16 protein-coding genes are annotated in these 20143 nt (G+C 72.0%); 6 read left to right on the forward strand and 10 right to left on the reverse strand.

Features of this window, described 5'->3' with window-relative positions; translation table 11 throughout:
* Positions 1–18: 18 nt before the first annotated feature.
* Entirely contained in the window at positions 19–360 is a 342-nt protein-coding gene (locus IE290_RS28395) for a DoxX family protein (RefSeq protein WP_191247745.1), read from the forward strand.
* Here IE290_RS28395 and IE290_RS28400 read toward each other — a convergent pair.
* Entirely contained in the window at positions 353–1477 is a 1125-nt protein-coding gene (locus IE290_RS28400) for a citrate/2-methylcitrate synthase (protein ID WP_191247746.1), read from the reverse strand. The genes IE290_RS28395 and IE290_RS28400 overlap by 8 nt on opposite strands.
* Positions 1478–1552: 75 nt before the next feature.
* Here IE290_RS28400 and IE290_RS28405 point away from each other — a divergent pair, with 75 nt between their 5' ends.
* Positions 1553–2686, forward strand: coding sequence for a citrate/2-methylcitrate synthase (locus IE290_RS28405; protein WP_191247747.1), 1134 nt, complete (start codon positions 1553–1555; stop codon positions 2684–2686).
* Here the strand turns inward: IE290_RS28405 and IE290_RS28410 are convergent.
* From IE290_RS28410 to IE290_RS28435, 6 genes are all read right to left on the reverse strand, one after another.
* Positions 2671–3624 carry a TIGR03557 family F420-dependent LLM class oxidoreductase gene (locus IE290_RS28410; protein ID WP_116111882.1) on the reverse strand — a complete coding sequence of 318 codons (954 nt, stop codon included), beginning with the start codon at positions 3622–3624 and terminating at the stop codon, positions 2671–2673. The two genes, IE290_RS28405 and IE290_RS28410, sit on opposite strands and share 16 nt — an antisense overlap.
* Before the next feature lie 22 nt (positions 3625–3646).
* On the reverse strand, positions 3647–3967 hold the full coding sequence (locus tag IE290_RS28415) for an STAS domain-containing protein (protein ID WP_191247748.1): 321 nt from the start codon (positions 3965–3967) through the stop codon (positions 3647–3649).
* Complete coding sequence (locus IE290_RS28420; protein ID WP_191247749.1) at positions 3964–5568, reverse strand: ATP-binding SpoIIE family protein phosphatase; 1605 nt, start codon at positions 5566–5568, stop codon at positions 3964–3966. Before IE290_RS28420 ends, IE290_RS28415 begins: the two co-directional genes overlap by 4 nt.
* A 9-nt stretch (positions 5569–5577) precedes the next feature.
* On the reverse strand, positions 5578–6375 hold the full coding sequence (locus tag IE290_RS28425) for an alpha/beta hydrolase (protein WP_191247750.1): 798 nt from the start codon (positions 6373–6375) through the stop codon (positions 5578–5580).
* Between the two features lie 570 nt (positions 6376–6945).
* On the reverse strand, positions 6946–9435 hold the full coding sequence (locus tag IE290_RS28430) for a DNA gyrase/topoisomerase IV subunit A (RefSeq protein ID WP_191247751.1): 2490 nt from the start codon (positions 9433–9435) through the stop codon (positions 6946–6948).
* Between the two features lie 22 nt (positions 9436–9457).
* The gene (locus IE290_RS28435; RefSeq protein ID WP_191247752.1) at positions 9458–11515 is read right to left on the reverse strand and encodes a DNA gyrase/topoisomerase IV subunit B; all 2058 of its coding nucleotides are present in this window, start codon (positions 11513–11515) and stop codon (positions 9458–9460) included.
* A gap of 226 nt (positions 11516–11741) precedes the next feature.
* On the opposite strand from IE290_RS28435, the gene IE290_RS28440 reads away from it, so the two are divergent.
* Positions 11742–12662 (forward strand): pseudouridine synthase, encoded by a 921-nt coding sequence (locus IE290_RS28440; RefSeq protein ID WP_191247753.1) that lies wholly within the window; start codon positions 11742–11744, stop codon positions 12660–12662.
* Between the two features lie 20 nt (positions 12663–12682).
* Here IE290_RS28440 and IE290_RS28445 read toward each other — a convergent pair whose 3' ends face one another.
* A complete protein-coding gene (locus IE290_RS28445) occupies positions 12683–13294 on the reverse strand; it encodes a hypothetical protein (protein ID WP_191247754.1) in 612 nt (203 codons plus the stop codon).
* Between the two features lie 79 nt (positions 13295–13373).
* Here IE290_RS28445 and IE290_RS28450 point away from each other — a divergent pair, with 79 nt between their 5' ends.
* Genes IE290_RS28450 through IE290_RS28460 form a run of 3 tightly spaced genes read left to right on the forward strand, consistent with a single transcriptional unit; the run spans position 13374 to position 18479 of the window.
* Positions 13374–16199: a glycosyltransferase gene (locus IE290_RS28450; protein WP_229874755.1), complete on the forward strand. Its 2826-nt coding sequence runs from the start codon at positions 13374–13376 to the stop codon at positions 16197–16199.
* Between the two features lies 1 nt (position 16200).
* Entirely contained in the window at positions 16201–17385 is a 1185-nt protein-coding gene (locus IE290_RS28455; RefSeq protein ID WP_191247755.1) for an acyltransferase family protein, read from the forward strand.
* The gene (locus tag IE290_RS28460; protein WP_191247756.1) at positions 17382–18479 is read left to right on the forward strand and encodes a ScyD/ScyE family protein; all 1098 of its coding nucleotides are present in this window, start codon (positions 17382–17384) and stop codon (positions 18477–18479) included. Before IE290_RS28455 ends, IE290_RS28460 begins: the two co-directional genes overlap by 4 nt.
* 45 nt (positions 18480–18524) lie before the next feature.
* On the opposite strand, the gene IE290_RS28465 is transcribed toward IE290_RS28460, so the two are convergent.
* Both IE290_RS28465 and IE290_RS28470 read right to left on the reverse strand, forming a co-directional pair.
* Positions 18525–19076: a hemerythrin domain-containing protein gene (locus IE290_RS28465; protein WP_191247757.1), complete on the reverse strand. Its 552-nt coding sequence runs from the start codon at positions 19074–19076 to the stop codon at positions 18525–18527.
* 56 nt (positions 19077–19132) lie between these two features.
* Positions 19133–20116, reverse strand: a complete 984-nt coding sequence (locus IE290_RS28470) for a zinc-dependent alcohol dehydrogenase family protein (RefSeq protein WP_191247758.1) — start codon at positions 20114–20116, stop codon at positions 19133–19135.
* Positions 20117–20143: the final 27 nt, after the last annotated feature.

Raw genomic sequence — 20143 nt, forward strand, 5'->3', positions numbered from 1 at the left:
CCGCCCGAGGCTGGTGGCATGGAAGCCATTCGGGTCATCGTGGTCGGGCTGACCATCGTGCTCAACGCCGGTATCGCGGCCGCGGACTTCGCGCGGGCCGAGTTCGTGCTGGCCAACTCGGCGGCCGTGGACGTACCGCCGTCCTGGCTGCCGTTCCTGGGGACGCTGAAGGCGGCCGGTGCCGCGGGTCTGCTGCTCGGCCTGCTGGGGGTGGAGTGGCTCGGCATCGCGGCGGCGGCTGGGCTGGTGCTGTTCTACCTCGGGGCGCTGGCCGCGCACGTGCGGGCGCGGGAGCTGGGGACGATGTACTTCCCGGGGCTGTTCTTCGCGCTGGCGGTGGGCAGCCTCGAGCTCAGGTGAGGACCCGGAACCGCAACCCCGGCTCGTCGTACTCCTCCAGCGCGTGGGCCACCCAGCCGGCGATCCGGGCCACCGCGAAGATCGCTTCCCCGGCGTCGGCGCGCATGTCGAAGCTGTGCATCATCGCGGCCAGCGCCAGGTCGGTGTTCGGGAACAGGTCGGCCCGGCCGGCGAGCTGGTCGAGCAGCAGGTCCACCACCGGGTTCTCCGGCAGCAGCGCCAGCAGCGCGTCCGCCCGCGGGTCGCGCCGCTGGTAGATCCGGTGCCCGAACCCGGGGATCGTGCCGGAGGTCCGCAGCCGTTCGGACAACGCGTCCACCGGGTTCTCCCGCGCCTCGGCCAGGAACCGGTACGCCAGCGTGCTCGCCCCGCCGTGGTAGTGCCCGTCCATCGCGCCCAGCCCGGCCGACACCACCGCGTACACGTTCGCCCGCGCGCTCGCCGCCATCCGGGCGGCCACTGTGGACACTGCCAGCCCGTGGTCGGCGAGCAGGACCAGTGCGGCGTCGAGGATCCGCGGCTCCGGCGGCCGCGATGTCAGCTTGGGCCACAGCCGCTCCCCCAGCGTGCCGCGCGCGGTCTCGCCCGGCAGCGCGTCCGCGAGCACCCCGATCAACCGCTCCGCCGCCGGCCGCACCGCCTCGGGCGCGAGGTCGAACCGCAGTGGATCGGCCGCGCCCAGCACGGCGACGGCCACCCGCAGGTGATCGGTCAGGCGCGCGGTCGCGGGCAGCGCGCCGGTCGCCGACCGCACCAGCGCCGCCGCCTCCGCCGGCTCCGGGAACGCCGGCCGGTCCACCAGCTCCCCCGTCCACAGGAAGTGCGCGACCGACTCGTACGACCACTCCCCGGCCAGGTCGGTGACCCGCTGGTCGCGGAAGTACACCTCGTCGCCGTCGAAGCGCGTCACCCGCGTCCGGATCCCCTCCACCACGCCCGGCTCGCGCCCCCGCCCGGCCAGCCGGTCGACCTCCTCGGCCGCGAAGAGGCTCCCCCGCCGCCCCGTCCGCTTGACGCTCGTCAACAGCCCCCGGCTCGCGTACGCGTAGACGGTCTCTGCCTTCACACCCAGCCGCCGCGCCACCTCGGCCGTCGTGAGGAAGCCCTCGTCGCTCATCGACCTGCGCTTTCTCGATGCACATTGACTTTATCAATATTGACAATACTCAATCAATGTACCGACAGTGAAGGCATGACCGAACTCATCGACGTGCCCGCGGGTCTGCGCAACGTCGTCGTCACCACCACCGAGCTGGGCGACGTCCGCGGGCGCGAGGGCTTCTACCACTACCGCCAGTACAACGCGATCGATCTGGCGCGCCACAAGACCTTCGAGGACGTCTGGTTCCTCTTCCTGGAGGGCCGCCTCCCCGAACCCGAGGAACGCGCGCGCTTCGCCAAGGAACTGGCGCCGCTGCGCGTGCTGCCGGACGAGCTGCGCGAGATCCTGCCGCTGGTCGCCCGCGCCGGCGACCATCCGATCGCCGGCCTGCGCACCGCACTGTCCGTCCTCGCCGCGGCCCGCGACCTGCCGCCGCTGTGGGACGCCGGCCCCGAGCGCCGCAAGGCCGACACCATGCTGGTCTGCGCGGTGACACCGACGATCCTCGCCGCGCTGCACCGCCTCCGCAGCGGCCTGGAGCCCCTGGAACCCCGCGCCGACCTCGGCGCCGCCGCGAACTGGCTGCACCTCGTCAGCGGCGCGGAACCGTCCCCGGCGCACGCGCGGGCCATCGAGCAGTACCTGATCGCCACGGTGGACCACGGGTTCAACGCCTCGACGTTCACGGCGCGTGTCGTCGCCTCCTGCGGCGCCGACGTGGTGTCCGCCGTCGCCGCCGCGCTCGGCGCGTTCAGCGGGCCGCTGCACGGCGGCGCACCCGACCGCGCGCTGGCGAGCCTCGACGCGATCGGCACCCCGGACCGCATCGACGAGTGGGTGCGCGCCCGGATCTCCGCGGGCGACCGGATCATGGGCTTCGGCCACGCCGTCTACCGGACGCAGGACCCGCGTTCGGTCCTGCTGCGCGAGATCGCGACCGGGCTCGGCGGCGACCTCGTCGACTTCGCGACGACCGTGGAACGGCGGGTCGTCGAGATCCTTGCCGAGCTGAAATCGGGCCGCGAGCTGTACGCCAACGTCGAGTTCTACGCCGGTGTCGTGATGGAACTGTGCGGCCTGCCGCGCGCCCTGTTCACGCCGACGTTCGCGGTGAGCCGGGTGGTCGGCTGGTGCGCCAACGTGCTGGAGCAGGCCGCCGGGTCGAAGATCATCCGCCCGGCGGCCCGCTACGTCGGGCCGCTCGCGCCTCAGCCGGTGAGCTGAGGCAACACCTTCGACGACCAGGCGTCGAAGAACTTGTCCTGCTCCGGGCCGATCTGCGACACGTACACCTCGTCGAACCCGGCGTCGGCGAACTGGCGCACGGCCTGCGCGTGCGCGTCGGCGTCCGGACCGCACGGGATCTGGCCCGCGACCTGCTCCTCGGTGACCACCGGCACGGCCTGCTCGAAGTCGCGCGGCGTCGGCAGGATGCGGCCGAGGCTGCCGGGCAGCAGGTCGCTCGCCCACAACCGGTGCGCGGTTTCGCGCGCCTGCTCCGCGGAGTCGGCCCAGCACACCTTGAACCCGCCCTGGATGGGGCCGCGCCCGCCGGCCTCGCGGTAGGAGTGGACCAGTTCGCCGTCGGGCATCACCGTGGCGAAGCCGTCCGCGATCTTCGCGATCCGGCGGGCCGTCTTCGGCCCGAACGCCGACACGTAGATCGGCACCGGCTGCTCCGGCAGCGTGTAGATGCGCGCCTGCTCGACCGTGTAGTGCTTGCCGTAGTGCGTGACCTGCTCGCCGGTGTGCAGCTTGCGGATCACCTCGACGGCCTCCTCCAGCATCTCCAGCCGCCGCGACCCGGGCGGCCACGGATCGCCGAGGATGTGCTCGTTGAGCGCCTCACCCGAGCCGACCCCGAGCACGAACCGGCCCTCGCACTGCACCGCCGCCGTCGCCGCGGCCTGCGCGATGATCGCCGGGTGGATGCGCACGGTCGGGCAGGTCACCGCGGTCGTGATGGGCAGCGAGACCGCTTGGGACAGCGCCCCGATCACCGACCACACGAACGGGCTGTTGCCCTGCTCGCCGGTCCACGGGTGGAAGTGGTCGGAGATCCACAACCGCTCGAACCCGGCCTGCTCCGCCTTCTTCGCCTGTTCCACCAGCTCACGGGGCCCGTGCTCCTCGCTGGACAGGAAGTAACCGACACTCACCATGCGCCCGGACTACCCGCCGCGGTCAACCCTCACGCACCTTCGCCAGCGGTTCGAAGCCGGACATCTCCAGGACGCGGCGCACCGGCGAGGCGGGCGCGACGACCAGGTCCAGCTCCATCTGCAGCACCTTGAGCCGCCCGGCGAGGGTGAACAGCACCCGCAGCCCGGAACTGTCCAAATAGGTCACATCGGTGAGGTCGATGGAGACGCGCATGGCGTCGTTGCCGATCGCGGAGAAGATCTGGTCCTGCACGGTGGTCGCGTTCGCGAGGTCGATCTCCCCGCTGACCCGCAGCAGGACGTGCCCACCGTCGTTGTCCGCGTCGATCGTCGCCGCCGTCATTCCGCCTGCCCGATCGACCGGCGGATCATGACCTCGGTGCCGTGCGCGTGGTGGTCGATGCGGACCTCGTCACCGCAGCGGTGCATCAACAGCGTGCCGCGGCCGCGGTTCTCGCCGCGCGGCGGACGCCAGCGGCCCTCGTCGCACACGGTGGCGATCGCGTCCCGTCCCCGCAGCTCCATCCGCACCTTGATCACCCCGCCGGCCGGGCCGTAGGCGTGCTCGACGGCGTTCGAGGTGGCCTCGCCGACCGCGACCAGCAGGTCGGCGGTCGCGTCCTGGCCGGCGTTGACGATGGTCAGCCACCGGCGCATCGCCGACCGGACCTCCTTCAGCGACTCGGGCACCGCGGGCACGGTCAGCTCCAGCGGGCCGAGGTCCGCGCGGTCCTGGCGGCGCAGGGCCAGCAGCGCCACGTCGTCGTCCGGGGTGTCCTCGCCGATCAGCTCGGCCATCACGTCGGCGCAGACGGTGTGGGGCTGGGCCGGGTGCACGGCGTCGCAGAGGCGCTCCAGCCCGTCGTCGAGGGCGATGCCGCGCCGCTCCACCAGCCCGTCGGTGTAGAAGCAGACCACCGATCCGGGCGGCATCTCCGTCACGGTCACCCGGCGCCGCACGTCACGCAGCGCGCCGATCGGCGGGTCGACGGCGACGTCGAGCAGCCTGCCCCGTTCACCGACGCGGCCCTGGACCGGCACCAGGTGGCCGGCCGAGGACACGTGCAGCCGCTCGAAGTTCGGCTCCACCAGCGCGTAGAGCACCGTGGCCATCATGCCCGGCTCGAAGTGCTGCATCTTGCGGTCGAGGTTGGCGAGCACCTCGGCCGGGTCGCCGCCCTCCAGCGCGAAGGCGCGCAGGGCGCTGCGCATCCGGCCCATGACGATCGCCGCGGGCAGGCCGTGCCCGACGACGTCGCCGATCACCACGCCGAGCCAGCCGTTGGGCAGGAGGAAGACGTCGTACCAGTCGCCGGCGATGGCGCCCTCGTCGCCGGGCACGTAGCGCGCGGCCAGTTCGAGGCCGGGGACGATCGGCAGCTGAGTGGGCAGGAGGCTGCGCTGCAGTTCCGCCGCCGCCGCGCGCTCGGCCTTGGCGCGCTGGGCGTGGGCGGCGAGCGCGATCCGGTCGGCGGCCAGCTGGAGCAGCTCGACGTCCTCGGGCGTGAACTCGCGCGGCGACAGCGAACCGACGTGCAGCACGCCCAGCGCTTCGCCGCCGACCAGCAGCGGGACGCCGAGCAGGGTCTGGATGCCCTTCTCCCACAGCAGCCGGTTGACGACCGTCGTCGAGTCGACCCGCTGCAGCTGCACCGGCTCGCGGCGCGCGATGACCTGCCCGGCGAAGCCCTTGCCGACCGGGACGCGGACGCCCTGGGACACCTCGGTCTCGATGCCGCGCGCGGCGACCGCGACCAGTTCCCGGCCGCCCGGTTCGAGCAGCAGCACGACGGCGGTGTCGGAGTGCAGGACCTGGCGCACGCGGTCCAGGAGTTCGGGCAGCAGGTCCTCGGTGGCCAGGTGGGCGAGCGCGCTGTCGCTGACGAGACCGATGCGCTGGAGCTTGTGCTCGGCTTCCAGTCGCGCGCTGGCCGATGTGGACATGATGCGAGACTAGCCCCTGCCCAGGTCGGAGAAACCTGTGGTTTCCGAGGAATCAGGTCGTCGCCGCCACGGTTCCGCATTGGTTGCCGGGGCGGTCAGGTTCGACGATACCGCAGGCCAGGCCGTGCTGTCCGGGTCGATCAACGCGAAGTGCCCGGCGCCGTGGACGTCGATCAGGCGCGCGGCCGGGTGGGCTTCGCGGTAGGCGCGGGACAGCTGCAGGGGCACGATCTCGTCCGCCGTGCCGTGGACCAGGACGACGGGCCGGGCCGGCGCGGGCAGCCGGGCGGGGTCGAGGCCGTCCGGCGGGGTGTCGCCGAGGAAGTCGCGGACAGCGCCACCGTCGAGGCCGAGCCGGTCGGCGAGGGCGAGATCGGCGACGGCGGCCAGCGCGACGGTGGCGGTGAGACCGGGTGGAGGCGCGCTCGCGGCGGCCCACAGGGCGAGGTGACCGCCGGCGGAATGCCCGGTCACGACCACGCGGCCGTCGTACTCCCCGGCGAGTTCCACCGGCAGGGCGCCGAGCGCGGCGGCGACGTCGGCGGTGGCGAGGCGGGGCGCGCCGGGGACGCGGCGGTACTCGATCGAGACGACGTTCAGACCGGTCCGCGCCAGGGCGGTCGCCAGGGGCCGGATGTGCCGGCGGTCGTAGCCGGGCCGCCAGAAGCCCCCGTGGATGATGATGATCAGTGGTGCGTCCGGCCGGCCGCGCCAGTGATCGGCGACGTGGTCTGGCTCGGGGCCGTAGCGCAGCTCGCCGTCGGGCGCGGGCGCCGGGCGCGTGAGGACCGACCGATCTTCCGCCATGCCGGGCTCCCTCCGCAGGATCACTCGTTCGAGTGGTGGGCGCGGTGTGACGCTGTCCCGGGAGCGTAGAACGGGGCCGGAGAACGGCGGAGTGAGCGCCGCTCGCGCCCGCCTGCGGGGCAGGCGCCGCAGAGCCCGGCGAACGAACGCACCAACCGCGGGGCCCCCGGGGCGAGACGCCCCGCGGCGAGGTGGTTTCGGGCGGAGCGCTTGCGGGTCGGGCGGTCTCGGGCGGCGGGGTGCACGAGGGCGAGGTGCACCCTGGCGGAGTGCTCCCGGGGCGGGTGCACCCGCGGGGGCACTCCCTGGTGAGGCGGCCTCGAGCGAGGTGCACTCACGCGGGGCCACCCCCTGGCGGGGCGCTCCCGGCGGGGTGGTCTCGGCGGGGTGGTCTCGGCGGGGTGGTCTCGGCGGGGTGGTCTCGGGTGGAGTGTTCCCGGGGCGAGACGCCCCGGGCAGGTTGCACCCGGGCGGAGTGTCCCCCGAGGCGAGGCGCCCCGGGTGAGGTGCATTCGCGCGGAGTGCACCCGGGCGGGACCTCCGCTCGCGGAAGTCCCGCCCTGCCGGGCGTCAGCTGCGTTCGATGAGGTGGCCCACCACGTCCGGGCCCGGGTGGGGGGCTCCCGAGGCGTCGCGGCGGAGGGTGGGCTCCGGGAGTTCCACCGGGTCGCCGTTCTTGGACGCCGCGGCCGGGCGTGGGCCGACCCAGCCGACCGTCAGCCGGGTCTCCCCCTTCAAGAAACGTTGCGCCCGCACGCCGCCGGTCGCGCGGCCCTTCGCCGGGTACTCGGCGAACGGCGTCATCTTCACGCTCGCCCCCGTGGCCGTCACCACCATCGGCTCGCCGTGCTCCCCGTCGTCCGTGCGGATCGCTCCGAAGAACACCACCTCGGCGTCCCCGGCGAGCTTGATGCCCGCCATGCCGCCGCCCTTCAGCCCCTGCGGCCGCACCAGCGACGCCGGGAACCGCAGCAGCGACGCGTCCGAGGACAGGAAGGCGAACGTCTCCTCGCCGTCGGCCAGCCACACCGCGCCGACCACCTCGTCGCCGTCCTTCAAGCCGATGATCTCGAACTCGTCCGAGCGCACCGGCCAGTCCGGCGCCACCACCTTCACCACGCCCTGCCGCGTGCCGAGCGCGAGACCCGGCGACCCGGCGGCCTGCTCCCCGAGCGGCGCGATGCCGATGACCTTCTCGCCCTTGTCCAGCGGCACGAGCTCGCGCGCGGCCATCCCGCCACGCAGCGACACCGTGCCGCTCTGCTCGGGTAACACCGGCAGCGGCAGCACGTCGGTCTTGAACGCGCGGCCCCGGCTGGTGACCAGCAGGACCTGGCCGCGCGCGGTCGAGTGCACCATCGCCGCCACCGCGTCGTGCTTCACGCGGCCGTTGCGGCGGCGGCCCTCCGGCGCCTCCTCCGACTCCGCCGCCGTGCGCGCCACCAGCCCGGTCGCGGACAGGATCACCTGGCACGGGTCGTCGGCGACCTCCAGCGGCCCGGCCGGCTTCGACGCGGCCAGCACCTCCTTGAGGTCACCGTCGATCAGCGCGGTGCGCCGCTCGGTCTTGAAGTCCTTCGCGATCTTGGCCAGCTCGTTGGAGACGACCTTCTTCAGTTCCTTGTCGTCCTCGAGGATCCTGGTCAGCTCGGCGATCTCGGCGCGCAGCTTCTCCTGCTCGTCCTCGAGTTCGAGCTTGTCGTACTTGGTGAGCCGGCGCAGCGGCGTGTCCAGGATGTAGGTGGCCTGGATCTCGGACAGCTTGAACCGCTTCATCAGCCCGTCCTTGGCCTGCGCGGCGTCGTCGCTGTTGCGGATCAGCCGGATCACCTTGTCGATGTCCAGCAACGCGATCAGCAGGCCCTCGACCAGGTGCAGCCGTTCCTCGCGCTTGCGGCGGCGGTACTTCGTGCGCCGCGTGACCACCTCGTAGCGGTGGTCCAGGAACACCTCGAGCAGCTGCTTGAGCCCCAGCGTCTGCGGCTGTCCGTCGACCAGCACCAGGTTGTTGATGCCGAACGACTGCTCCAGCGGCGTGAGCCGGTACAGGTCGGCCAGCAGCGGCTGCGGGTTGACGCCCACCTTGCACTCGATGACCAGGCGCGTGCCGTTCTCCCGGTCGGTGAGGTCCTTGACGTCGGCGATCCCGGTGAGCCGCTTGGACTTGTTGACCTCCTCGGTGATCTTCTCGATCACCTTCTCCGGCCCGACCCCGTAGGGCAGCTCGGTGACCGTGATCGCCTGGCGGCCGCGGCTGCCGGGCAGCGGGCCGATCTCGACCTTGGCGCGCATCCGGACCACGCCGCGCCCGGTCTCGTACGCCTTCCGCACCTCGTCCAGGCCCAGCAGCATCCCGCCGGTGGGCAGGTCCGGGCCCGGCACGAACTCCATCAGCTTGTCCAGCGTCGCGCCCGGGTGGTTGATCAGCCACCGCGCGGCCGCGATGACCTCGCCCATGTTGTGCGGGATCATGTTGGTCGCCATCCCGACCGCGATGCCGGACGTGCCGTTGACCAGCAGGTTCGGGTACGCCGCGGGCAGCACCGACGGCTCCATCAGGGAACCGTCGTAGTTCGGCCGGAAGTCGACGGTCTCCTCGCCCAGTTCGCCGACGAGCAGCATCGCCTCGGGCGACATGCGCGCCTCGGTGTACCGCGACGCGGCCGGGCCGTCGTCCGGGCTGCCGAAGTTGCCGTGCCCGTCGATGAGCGGCGCGTTCATCGAGAAGTCCTGCGCCAGGCGGACCATCGCGTCGTAGATCGCCGTGTCGCCGTGCGGGTGGTAGCGGCCCATCACGTCGCCGACCACGCGGGAGGACTTCACGTACGCGTGGTTGGGCCGGTAGCCGGCCTCGTTCATGGAGAACAGGATCCGGCGGTGCACCGGCTTCAGGCCGTCGCGCGCGTCGGGCAGCGCCCGGGAGTGGATGACCGAGTAGGCGTACTCCAGGTAGGAGTCCTCGATCTCGGTCTTGACCGGGTTCTCGAAGACCTGCGCGCCCGCCTGGTCGAACGCGGCCGGATCGACCCGGGTGACGGCTGTCTTGGATCGGCGTGCCATTGCTGTTGTCTCCTAGGGGAACTCAGACGTCGATCGCTTCGCGGTCCACGCGGGCGGCGGATTCGACGAGCCAGTTGCGCCGGGGTTCGACCTTCTCCCCCATCAGCAGTTCGAGCGCGGCCTCCGCGGCCTCGGCGTCGTCCAGCGTGATGCGCCGGACCGAACGGGTCGCCGGGTTCATCGTGGTCTCCCACAGCTCGTCGGCGTCCATCTCGCCCAGGCCCTTGAACCGCGGGACCGGCTTGACGATCTGCTTGCCGGCGGCCTCCAGCTCGGCGACCTTCTGCTCCATCTCGCGCTGGGTGAAGGTGAAGATCGTCTCCGGGTTGCGGCCCTTCGTGACGATCTTGTGCAGCGGCGGCATCGCCGCGAACAGGCGGCCGTCCTCGATCACCGGCCGCATGTACTTGGCGAACAACGTGATCAGCAGCGTGCGGATGTGCGAGCCGTCGACGTCCGCGTCGGCCATCAGGATGACCCGGCCGTAGCGCATCGCGGACAGGTCGAAGGTGCGGCCGGTGCCCGCCCCGAGCACCTGCACGATCGAGGCGATCTCGGCGTTCTTCAGCGTGTCGCCGAGCGAGGCCTTCTGCACGTTGAGGATCTTGCCGCGCAGCGGAAGCAGCGCCTGGTACTCCGACACCCGCGCCATCCGGGCCGACCCGAGCGCGCTGTCACCCTCGACGAGGAACAGCTCGCTGCGCGAGATGCCGGTGGTGCGGCAGTCCACCAGCTTCGGCGGCATCGCCGCGCCCTCCAGCGCGGTCTTGCGGCGCGCCGCGTCCTTCTGCTGCTTCTGCGTGAGCCGCACACGCGCGGCGTCGACGATCTTCTGCAGCACGACCTTGGCCTCGGCCTTGGTCCGGCGGTTCTCGGTCCACTCCTTGAGGTGCCGCTCGACCACGCCCTGCACCACGCGCGTGATGCCGGACGTGGACAGCTCGTCCTTGGTCTGCGAGGTGAACTGCGGCTCCGGGATGCGCACGTGGATGACCGCCGTCATGCCCTCGAGCACGTCGTCGAGCGTGGGCAGGTCCTCCTTGGCCTTCAGCAGGCCGCGGGTGCGGGAAATCGCTTCCTGCAACGCCTTCGTCGCACCGCGGTCGAAGCCGCGGCGGTGGGTGCCGCCGTGCACGTTGCGGATGGTGTTGGTGAAGCACTCGACCGTGCGCTCGTACCCGGTGCCCCACCGCAGCGCGATCTCCACCTCGGCATGACGCTCCACATTGGACCGCATCACCCCGTTGGCGTCGGCCGCGTTCTCCTTGTACGCGCCCTCGCCCTGGATGATCAGCGTGCCGGACACCGGCTTCTCGTCCGACGGGGCGAGGAACTCCACCATGTCGGACAGGCCGTTGGGGAAGTGGAAGGTCTCCTCGCTGATCGTCCCCTCGGTGGCGGTGCGCAGCACGTACGTGACGCCCGGCACGAGGAACGCGGTGTTGCGCAGCTTCGTGCGCACCTGCTCGACGTCGAGCTCCGCGCCCTTCTCGAAGTACCGCGAGTCGTACCAGTAGCGGATCGAGGTGCCGGTGCGCTCGCCGCGCTTCATCTTGCCCGTGATGCGCAACCCGGGTTGCGGCGTGAACTTCGCCTTCGGGCCCGGCCCGTCGAACACGCCCGGCGTGCCGTGCGCGAACGACATCTCGTGCACCTTGCCGCCGTTGCGGACCGTCACGTCGAAGCGGTGCGACAGCGCGTTGACCGCCGAGGCGCCGACACCGTGCAGGCCACCCGAGGTCTTGTAGCCGGAACCGCCGAACTTGCCGCCCGCGTGCAGCCGGGTGAGCACCAGCTCGACACCGGACAGACCGGACTTGGCGTGCACACCGGTGGGGATGCCGCGGCCGTCGTCGTCGACCTGGACGCTGCCGTCGACGTGCAGCGTGACCACGACCTTCGTGGCGTGACCCGCGACACCCTCGTCGGTCGAGTTGTCGACGATCTCGGTGAACAGGTGGTTGATGCCGCGGCTGTCGGTCGACCCGATGTACATGCCGGGGCGCTTCCGGACCGCTTCCAGGCCTTCCAGGTGGGTAAGGTCGTCGGCCCCGTAGAGAGGCTCAGCAGAAGCAGTCACAGGTTCTTCTCTCCCAGTAGCGATTGGGGTGGTGTGGCGCCTGTGGCCCCACGAGAGTGCAGGGTAACGGAGGGCACCGACAACCACGGGGATGCGCGCCCACCGCCGCGGTGCGGCACAGCCACGGCACCTGGACGGAGCGGCTCCTCCAGTGTATGCGCCCCCGGCCCGGATCGTCCGGCTCCGCTCTGAGCTGCACTGTCGTGCCTCGCTACAGTGCTGAGCGATGAGACGCAAGCCGCCCCCGTCCCCGTTGCCGCCGCGTGACGGGGTGAACGCGGCGCGCATCCGGACCCCGCCGGACGGCCCGTGGGACACCATCCGCGACTACCTGGTGCGGAAGCTGACGAAGCTGGACCCGGCGGTCATCGACGCGATGCTCGCCGAGGGCGCGATCGTCGGCGTCGACGGGCCGATCGACGCCAGAACACCGTTCACGCCCAGCACGTTCCTGTGGTTCCACCGGGACCGCGGCGACGAGGTGCCGGTGCCGTTCGAGCTGACCGTGCTGCACGAGGACGACGTCCTGCTGGTGGTCGACAAGCCGCACTTCCTGGCGACGACCCCGCGCGGCGGGCACGTGCGGGAGACCGCGCTGGTGCGCCTGCGGCACAGCCGCGACCTGCCGGACCTGTCCCCCGCGCACCGGCTGGACCGGCTGACGGCGGGCGTGCTGATGTTCGTCAAGACCGCGGCGCACCGCAGCGCGTACCAGAACCTGTTCCGGGATCGCCTGGTGCACAAGGAATACGAGGCGATCGCGCGGTACTCGCCGGAGCTGGTGCTGCCGCGCACGGTGGAGAGCCGGATCGTGAAGAAGCGCGGCGTGCTGACCGCGCGGGAGCTGCCCGGCCCGGTGAACGCGCGGACGCACGTGGAGCTGCTCGAACACCGCGACGGGCTGGGCCGCTACCGGCTGGTGCCGGAGACCGGCCGCACGCACCAGCTGCGGGTGCACCTGAACTCGCTGGGCATCCCGATCCTGGGCGATCCGCTCTACCCGCAGGTGCGGGAGGTCCCGCCCGGCGACTTCCGCCGCCCGCTGCAGCTGCTGGCGAAGGTGCTCGCGTTCACCGACCCGCTCACCGGGCGCAAGCACCGCTTCGAAAGCGCACTCCGGTTGAGCGCCTGGGAACCGGACTGGTAGGACCGTCCACACCGCACCCCTCAGCGGTCGGTGGGCGGGGCCAGCTCGATCTGGCGGTCCAGCGTCGTGCGGAACACGTCGTGCGCCGCGTCGCCGGGGCCGGCCGTTTCCACCACCACCACACGGTCGTAGAGCACGTACGCCGCGCCGAAGCGGGCCAGCGGCGCACCCACCGGCGTCCCGTAGACCGTGACGCCCTCCAGCGACAGATCACGATCGGCGACCAGCCCCTGCAACTCCACGCCCGCGCAGTAGGCCCGCACCGCGGCCCGCGCGTCGCCGGTCACCAGCGCGTACAGCCCGATCGTCACCTCGGCCCGGACAGCCGTCTTGCGCACCCCGTCGCTCATCCCGGCCGTGGTCAGCACGTCGACCATCGGCTGCGGCAGCGACACCGTGCTGCGCAGCGCGGCGAGCGCGAACGACCCGCTCGGCCCGGGCGCGCCCGGCGGTTCGACGAGGGCCAGCGCGCTGTGCTCGGGCGCCGGTTTCGCGTCCGGCGGGTCGGCGAGGCCGGCGTTGCGCGTGAGGAGGTAACCAGTGGCGGACACGGCGAGACCCAGCCCCAGCACCACGATGATCGCGATTCCGAGGGTCAGCTCCCGGCGCTGCCGGCGGACGTCACTGGACACCGTCAGTAATTCCCTCCCCGCCGCAGATTACCGGGCATCAGTATCATCCACGGCCGCGGTACCGGTAGCCTTCCGGCCCATGGCGGGTTCTCGGGGGATCGACTGGACCGGCGAGCGCTGCGTGCCGTGGACCGACGACATCCAGGTGATCTACGAGCACTACCACCGCTACGCCCTCGCCGCCCGCTACGCCTTCGGCCGTCGCGTGCTCGACCTCGCCAGCGGCGAGGGGTACGGCAGCGCACTGCTGGCCACCCACGCCTCCGAGGTGGTCGGCGTCGACATCGACGAGGCCACCGTGGAACACGCCCGCGCGCGCTACGGCGGGCAGCCCAACCTGCGGTTCACCACCGGTTCGATGACCGACCCGGCCCTGCTCGCCGACGCCGGGCGGTTCGACGTCATCACCTGCTTCGAGGCGCTCGAGCACGTCGAGGAGCAGGACGAGCTGATGGCCCTGGTGCGCGCCCGCCTCGCGCCCGGCGGCGTCTTCTTCACCAGCACCCCGGACGTGCTCGTCTACACGCACGAGCACGGCAACGAGAACCCCTTCCACGTCAAGGAGTTGACCGAGCCGCAGTTCCGCGCGCTGCTCGGCGCGTCGTTCCGGCACGTGACGGTGCTGCGGCAGAACGTCGCGGTCGGCTCGGTGCTGACCGGCGACCGCGAGCACGGCCCGGTGCTGTCGCAGCAACTGCGCCGCACCGGCGAGGACAGCTGGTCGGTCGGCACCGGGGCGCCGCACACCTACCTCGTCGGCATCGCCTCCGACAACCCGGTGGAGGTGCCGGCCGCGGCGACGATGCTCGACCCGCAGCTCACCTTGCTCGGCGCCGCCGCCGAGCGCGCCGCCGCACCGCTGCGCGCCGAGATCGAGCGGCTCACCGCCGAAAGCGACGGCCCCAAGTACCGCAAGGTCATCGAGCGCTACCGGCCCCGGCGCCGCGGCACCGAAGGCACAGAAGGCCCGGTCGCGGTCACCACCAGCGAGGAGCCGCTGGTCAGCATCGTCATCCCGGTGCACGGCCAGTGGAGCTACACGCGCCGCTGCCTGCAGGCGATCGAGGACAGCGGCACGCGCGTGCCGTTCGAGGTCGTGGTGGTCGACGACGCCTCGCCGGACGATTCGGCCGAACACCTCGCCGCGTGCCCCGGCGTCCGGCTCGTGCGCACCCCGGAGAACCTCGGGTTCCTCCGGGCCGTCAACCTCGGCGCCGCGCAGGCCCGCGGTGAGCTGCTGGTGCTGCTCAACAACGACACCGAGGTCCGGCCCGGCTGGCTGGACGCGCTCATCGACGTCGTCCGGAGCGGCGACGACATCGGACTGGCCGGGGCGAAGCTGGTCTACCCGGACGGCAGGCTGCAGGAGTGCGGCGGCATCGTCTTCGCCGACGGCAGCGCCGCCAACTACGGCCACGGCGACAACCCGGACGATCCGCGCTACCAGGCCGTACGCGACGTCGACTACTGCTCGGGCGCGGCGATCCTGGTGCGCCGGGACCTGTGGCGGCGGCTGGGCGGTTTCGACGAGCGCTACTCCCCCGCCTACTACGAGGACACCGACCTGGCCTTCGCCGTCCGCGCCGCGGGTTACCGCACCGTGGTGGTTCCGGACGCGGTCGTCGTCCACCACGAGGGCGTCTCGCACGGCACCGACGTGACGCAGGGGGTCAAGCGGTTCCAGGAGGTCAACCGCGAGGTCTTCGCGGAGAAGTGGGCGGACGCGCTCGCCGGGCAGGCCGACCCGGGCGTCCCGCTGTGGATCGCCCGCCAGCGCGTGCCGGGGCGGACCCAGCGCGACGGCGATCTGGTGCTGGTCGCCGACGTCACCGTGCCCACGCCGGACCGCGACTCCGGCTCGGTGCGGCTGCGGTGCCTGCTGGACGAGCTGGTCGCGCTCGGCCACCGGGTGGTGTTCTGCCCGATGGGCCCGCCCTCCGACCCGGCGTACCTGGACCAGCTGCACCGCGCCGGGATCACCGTGCTGGCCGACGACGGCCTGCGGGAGCAGTTCCTGCACGAGGCGGGCAAGCACATCCGGCTGGCGCTGCTGTCCCGGCCGACCGTGGCGTGGCACCTGGCCGACCGGCTGCGGATCTGCGCGCCCCGGGCCCGGATCGTGTTCGACACCGTCGACCTGCACTTCGTGCGCCTGTCCCGGGAGGCCGAGCTGGTCGAGCGGCTGGGCGGCGCGCCGGAGACCTCGGCGATGCTGCACCAGCGCGCGAAGCTCTACCGCGAGCTGGAACTGGCTCTGGTGCGCGCCTGCGACCGCACGCTCGTGGTGTCCGAGGCCGAGCGGGACCTGCTGGCCGAGCTCGCGCCGGGCGCGCCGGTCAGCGTGCTGTCCAATGTGCACACCGCGGGGCCGGAGACGAGCCCGGGCGGACGGCCCGGCGTGCTGTTCGTGGGCAGCTTCGAGCACCCGCCCAACCGCGACGCGGCCTACTGGCTGGCCGGGGAGATCTGGCCGCTGGTGCGCCGCCAGGTGCCGGACGCCGTGCTGGACATCGTGGGCCACGATCCGACGAACGAGCTGCGCACGCTGGACGGCCACGGTGTGAAGTTCCGCGGCTGGGTCCCCGCCCTCGCCGCGCTGTACGACACCGCCCGCCTGTCGGTCGCGCCGCTGCGGTTCGGCGCCGGGGTCAAGGGCAAGGTCGGTGAGAGCCTGGCCGCGGGTGTCCCGGTGGTCGGCACGACGCTGGCGTTCGAGGGCATGCGGCTGCGGGACGGCGCGGAGGTCCTCGTCGGCGACAAGGCCGAGGAAATCGCGACGGGAATCGTGTCGCTGCTGACCGATGACGCGCTCTGGCTCCGGCTGTCCCGGGCCGGGCAGGCCGCGGTGGCCGCGCAGTTCGGGCCGGACGTCGCGCGCGCCGCGCTCACCGAGTTGCTGGGCTGACGTGGTTCCGGCCGACAACGCGGCGGAGCGCACGCAGGAGATCCGCCCCGCGAAGTACGCCAAGGCCGAGACCGGGTTCGCGTGGCTGCGGCTCATCGGCGCGAGCATGGTCGTCGTCGAGCACTCGTTCCCGCTGGTCGACCCGCAGCGGCTGACGATCCTGCCGGCGAGCTGGGACCTGTCCCCCGGTTACTTCGCGCTGATGGGTTTCTTCGCGATGAGCGGGTTCCAGATCACCGACAGCTGGACGCGCGACGCGTCGTGGTGGCGCTACGTCGCCAAGCGCGTGCTGCGGATCTGGCCACCGCTGCTGGTCGTCGTCATGTTCACCGCGTTCGTGATCGGTCCGCTGGTCACCGTGCTCGACGCCGCCGAGTACTGGACGGACACGGCGACCTGGGGATACGTGGTGCACAACGCCGCGCTGTACCCGTTGCAGCACCTGCTTCCCGGCGTGTTCGCGGAAAACCCGTACCCGTGGTCGGCCAATGGATCACTGTGGACGCTGCCGATGGAGACCACCGGCTACGCGCTGGTCCTCGTCGCGGGACTGACCGGTCTGCTCAGCCGCGCCCGCGTGGGCCTGTTCGCGCTGCTGGCCGGGATCGTCGTGCTGGACGCCTTCCTCGGCGCCACCTACACGTTCCAGGGCCGCGGCGGGTCGTTACTGTCGGTGCCGGTCGGCGCGATGGTCGCGTTCGGTGTCGCGTTCGTCGTCGGCATGGTGATGCACCGTTACCACGGCACGATCCCGTTGTCCCGCGGCGCCGCGTACGCCGGCGTGGCCGTGTACCTGGTGGTCAACTTCGTGCCCGTCCTGCAGCCGGCCGCGCGGATCGTACTGCCGTTCGCCGCCGGGTACGGCGCGATCGTGTGGGCGCACCACTGGCCGCGGCGGCTGGCGCGGTACGACAAGTGGGTGTACGGCAGTTACGGCATGTACATCTGGGCGATGCCGGTGCAGCAACTCATCGTGTTCGCCGGGGTGCGCGACTCCTACCTGCTGATGGCTTTGGCGTTGCCGCTGGCCTACGCGTGCGGCCTGCTGTCCTGGCAGCTGGTGGAAATCCCGACGCAACGCCTGCGGGTTTACTTGCGCCCTCAACCGAAATCTCCTCGTAACGTTCGTCCGCGCGATTCCGTCTCCGGAAGGGGGGCAAATCGTCGTGAAAGGACGGGCGTATGAAAACATCCCGAATCCTGCTGACGGCCGCCACCGCGTTCGCGGTGACACTGGTGCCGCTGAGCGCGGAGGCCGGCGGCAAGGTGTCCACAGTGGCCGAAGGCCTGAACAGCCCGCGCGGGCTCGCGTTCTCGCCGGACGGGGCCCTGTACGTCGCGGAATCCGGCCGCGGGGGCGCCGGTCCCTGTATGGCGGGCCCGGAAGGTGACGAGGTCTGCTACGGGGAGACCGGTGCGGTCACCCGGATCGACCGCGGGCAGCAGAGCCGCGTCCTGACCGGGCTGCCGTCGATCGCCGCACGCGACGGTTCCGGCGCGATCGGCCCGTCGGACGTCTCGTTCCTGGGCAAGGGCAACATGTACGTCACTGTGGGTCTGGGGGCCAACCCCGCGGCGCGCACGAACCTGCCGCCGAAGGGCCAGCAGTACATGGGGTGGTTGCTGCGCAACGGAAAACCGGTCGCCGACATCGCCGGTTACGAGGCAACCGCCAACCCCGACGGCGGTGAGCCGGACAGCAACCCGAACTCGGTCCTGGCCCTGCCCGGCGGTCGCGTGGTGGTCGACGCCGGTGGCAACTCCCTGCTCTGGGTCCCGGAGAAGGGCCGGATCGTGACCATCGCGACCTTCCCCGAACGGATGGTCGACGCACCACCGTTCCTCGGCCTGCCGCCGGGCACCAAGATCCCGATGCAGGCGGTGCCGACCTCGGTCACGCTCGGCCCGGACGGTGCGCTCTACGTCGGTGAGCTGACCGGCTTCCCGTTCCCGAAGGGCGCGGCGCGGGTGTACCGGGTGGTGCCGGGCAAGGCGCCGCAGGTGTACGCGGAGGGCTTCACCAACATCATCGACATCGGTTTCACGCACGGGAAGCTCTACGTGCTGGAGATCGCGCACAACGGCCTGCTCAGCGGTGACCCGGCCGGCGCCCTGATCCAGGTCGGCCGCAACGGCGCGCAGAACATCGTGACGCAGCAGCTGACGATGCCCGGCGGCCTGGCGCTGCGCGACGGCAAGGCGTACGTGTCCAACTGCGCCGCGTGCCCGAACCCGCCGAGCGGACCCGGCAGCGGCAGCGTGGTGCGGGTCGGTCTGTGACCCCGGTGGGCCGGCCGCCCGCGACGGGCGGCCGGCTCCCCGGGCTCAGCGCTTCAACACGCTGCGGATCGCGTCGCGCGCTCGGTCCATGAGAGCGGCCGGCGGGCCGAGCAGCATGTTCTTCGCGGCGCTTTCCGTCCCCGGGTGCGGGCGCGTCGGGGCCACGGCCTCGGCCGCCCGCACCGTGTCGGCCATCGCTTCCAGCCGCTTGGCGTCGTAGGCCTGGCGCAGCAGCGGGAACTCCAGCCGCTCCTCGTGCTCGGCGTGGGCGAGCACGTCGTCCCGCAGCTGGATCAGCAGGGTGTCGAAGCCCTCCGCGTCCGGCCCCATCCCGTCCAGTGTGGACAGCAGTTCCTTGGCGCGGTGCTCCTCGCCGACGCGGGCCTCGACGACCGGTTCGCCACCCTGCTGGCGCCGCACCTCGGGGTGGACCAGTTCCTCCTCCGCGGTCTCGTGCACCGAGAGCAGGCGCACGAGCTCGCGGAACGCGTCCGTGCGTTCGTCCCCCTTGGCTTGTTCGACCACCCCGAACAGCCGGCGGATCTCCTGGTGCTGGTCCTCCAGCAACGCGATGACGTCCTTCTTGTCCGTCGACACGGTGACCTCCTTCGCTTCGCCGGGAGGGCTACCCGCGCCGGCCGGGGTTCACTCGCTCAGTGACGAACGCGGACCACGACCTTGCCCACCTGCGCGTTCGATTCGAGGTGGGCGTGGGCCTCGACGATGTCGGTCAGGTCGTCGAACACGCGGTCCACGGCCGGGCGCAGGGTGCCGATGCGCAGGCCGGCGTTGATGAAGTGCTCCGACCGGCGCCGCCGCTCCGGGTCCCGCGCGAGGTAGCTGCCGTTGCCGTAGCCGAACACCGTGACCTGCCGGTCCCAGTTCATCGGCAGCGGGGCGGGTTCGCCGCCGACCCAGCCGTATTCGACGAGCAGCCCGCCGACGGCGGTGGCCTCGACCAGGTCCACTACGCCCGGACCGCCGACCGGGTCGAACGTCAGGGCCGCGCCCGCGCCGCCGGTCAGCTCGCGCACCTCCTTGACCAGGTCCTGGGAGTCGAGCGTGACGACGTGCGCCGCGCCGGCGGCGAGCAGCTGGTCACGCTTGGCGCCGGTGCGGGTGACGGCGATCGGCACCGCGCCGAGGTGGTTGGCGATCTGGATCGCCGCGATGCCGACCCCGCTGGAGGCGGCGGTGATCAGCACGGTGTCCCCGGGCCGCAGGCCGCCACGCTCGACCAGCGCGCCGTAGGCCGTCTGGTGGGTCAGCCAGACCGCCGCACCGGTCACCTCGTCCACCGTGCGGCGGACCAGGCTCGACACGGGAACCACGACCCGGTCGCCGTACACGCCGTAGTCCCGCATCGAGAACGAGGCGAGGGTGCTGATCTCGGCGCCCTCCGGGAAGCCCTCGACGCCGGTTTCCACCACGCCGGCCGCCTCGTAGCCGATCCGGGAGCCGGGCAGGACCGGCTGCTCGTAGTAGGTGCCGGCGCGGAACATCGCCTCGGCCCGGTTGAGCCCGATCGCGTCCACCCGGATGCGCACCTCGCCCGGGCCGGGCTCGGGCACCGGCCGGTCCTCGATCCGCAGCACCTCGGGCCCGCCGAGCCGGTCGAACAGAACTGCTCTCGCCATCACATCTCCTCAACGGCGTTTGTGAAC

The organism is Amycolatopsis deserti, assembly GCF_014653945.1.
Classification (GTDB): domain Bacteria; phylum Actinomycetota; class Actinomycetes; order Mycobacteriales; family Pseudonocardiaceae; genus Amycolatopsis_E; species Amycolatopsis_E deserti.

What these genes read in the sequence shown, in the direction of transcription:
- IE290_RS28395 (WP_191247745.1), top strand. Translation starts at nt 19, where the DNA reads ATGGAAGCCATTCGGGTCATCGTGGTCGGGCTGACCATCGTGCTCAAC.
- IE290_RS28400 (WP_191247746.1), bottom strand. Translation starts at nt 1,477, where the DNA reads ATGAGCGACGAGGGCTTCCTCACGACGGCCGAGGTGGCGCGGCGGCTG.
- IE290_RS28405 (WP_191247747.1), top strand. Translation starts at nt 1,553, where the DNA reads ATGACCGAACTCATCGACGTGCCCGCGGGTCTGCGCAACGTCGTCGTC.
- IE290_RS28410 (WP_116111882.1), bottom strand. Translation starts at nt 3,624, where the DNA reads ATGGTGAGTGTCGGTTACTTCCTGTCCAGCGAGGAGCACGGGCCCCGT.
- IE290_RS28415 (WP_191247748.1), bottom strand. Translation starts at nt 3,967, where the DNA reads ATGACGGCGGCGACGATCGACGCGGACAACGACGGTGGGCACGTCCTG.
- IE290_RS28420 (WP_191247749.1), bottom strand. Translation starts at nt 5,568, where the DNA reads ATGTCCACATCGGCCAGCGCGCGACTGGAAGCCGAGCACAAGCTCCAG.
- IE290_RS28425 (WP_191247750.1), bottom strand. Translation starts at nt 6,375, where the DNA reads ATGGCGGAAGATCGGTCGGTCCTCACGCGCCCGGCGCCCGCGCCCGAC.
- IE290_RS28430 (WP_191247751.1), bottom strand. Translation starts at nt 9,435, where the DNA reads ATGGCACGCCGATCCAAGACAGCCGTCACCCGGGTCGATCCGGCCGCG.
- IE290_RS28440 (WP_191247753.1), top strand. Translation starts at nt 11,742, where the DNA reads ATGAGACGCAAGCCGCCCCCGTCCCCGTTGCCGCCGCGTGACGGGGTG.
- IE290_RS28450 (WP_229874755.1), top strand. Translation starts at nt 13,374, where the DNA reads ATGGCGGGTTCTCGGGGGATCGACTGGACCGGCGAGCGCTGCGTGCCG.
- IE290_RS28460 (WP_191247756.1), top strand. Translation starts at nt 17,382, where the DNA reads ATGAAAACATCCCGAATCCTGCTGACGGCCGCCACCGCGTTCGCGGTG.
- IE290_RS28470 (WP_191247758.1), bottom strand. Translation starts at nt 20,116, where the DNA reads ATGGCGAGAGCAGTTCTGTTCGACCGGCTCGGCGGGCCCGAGGTGCTG.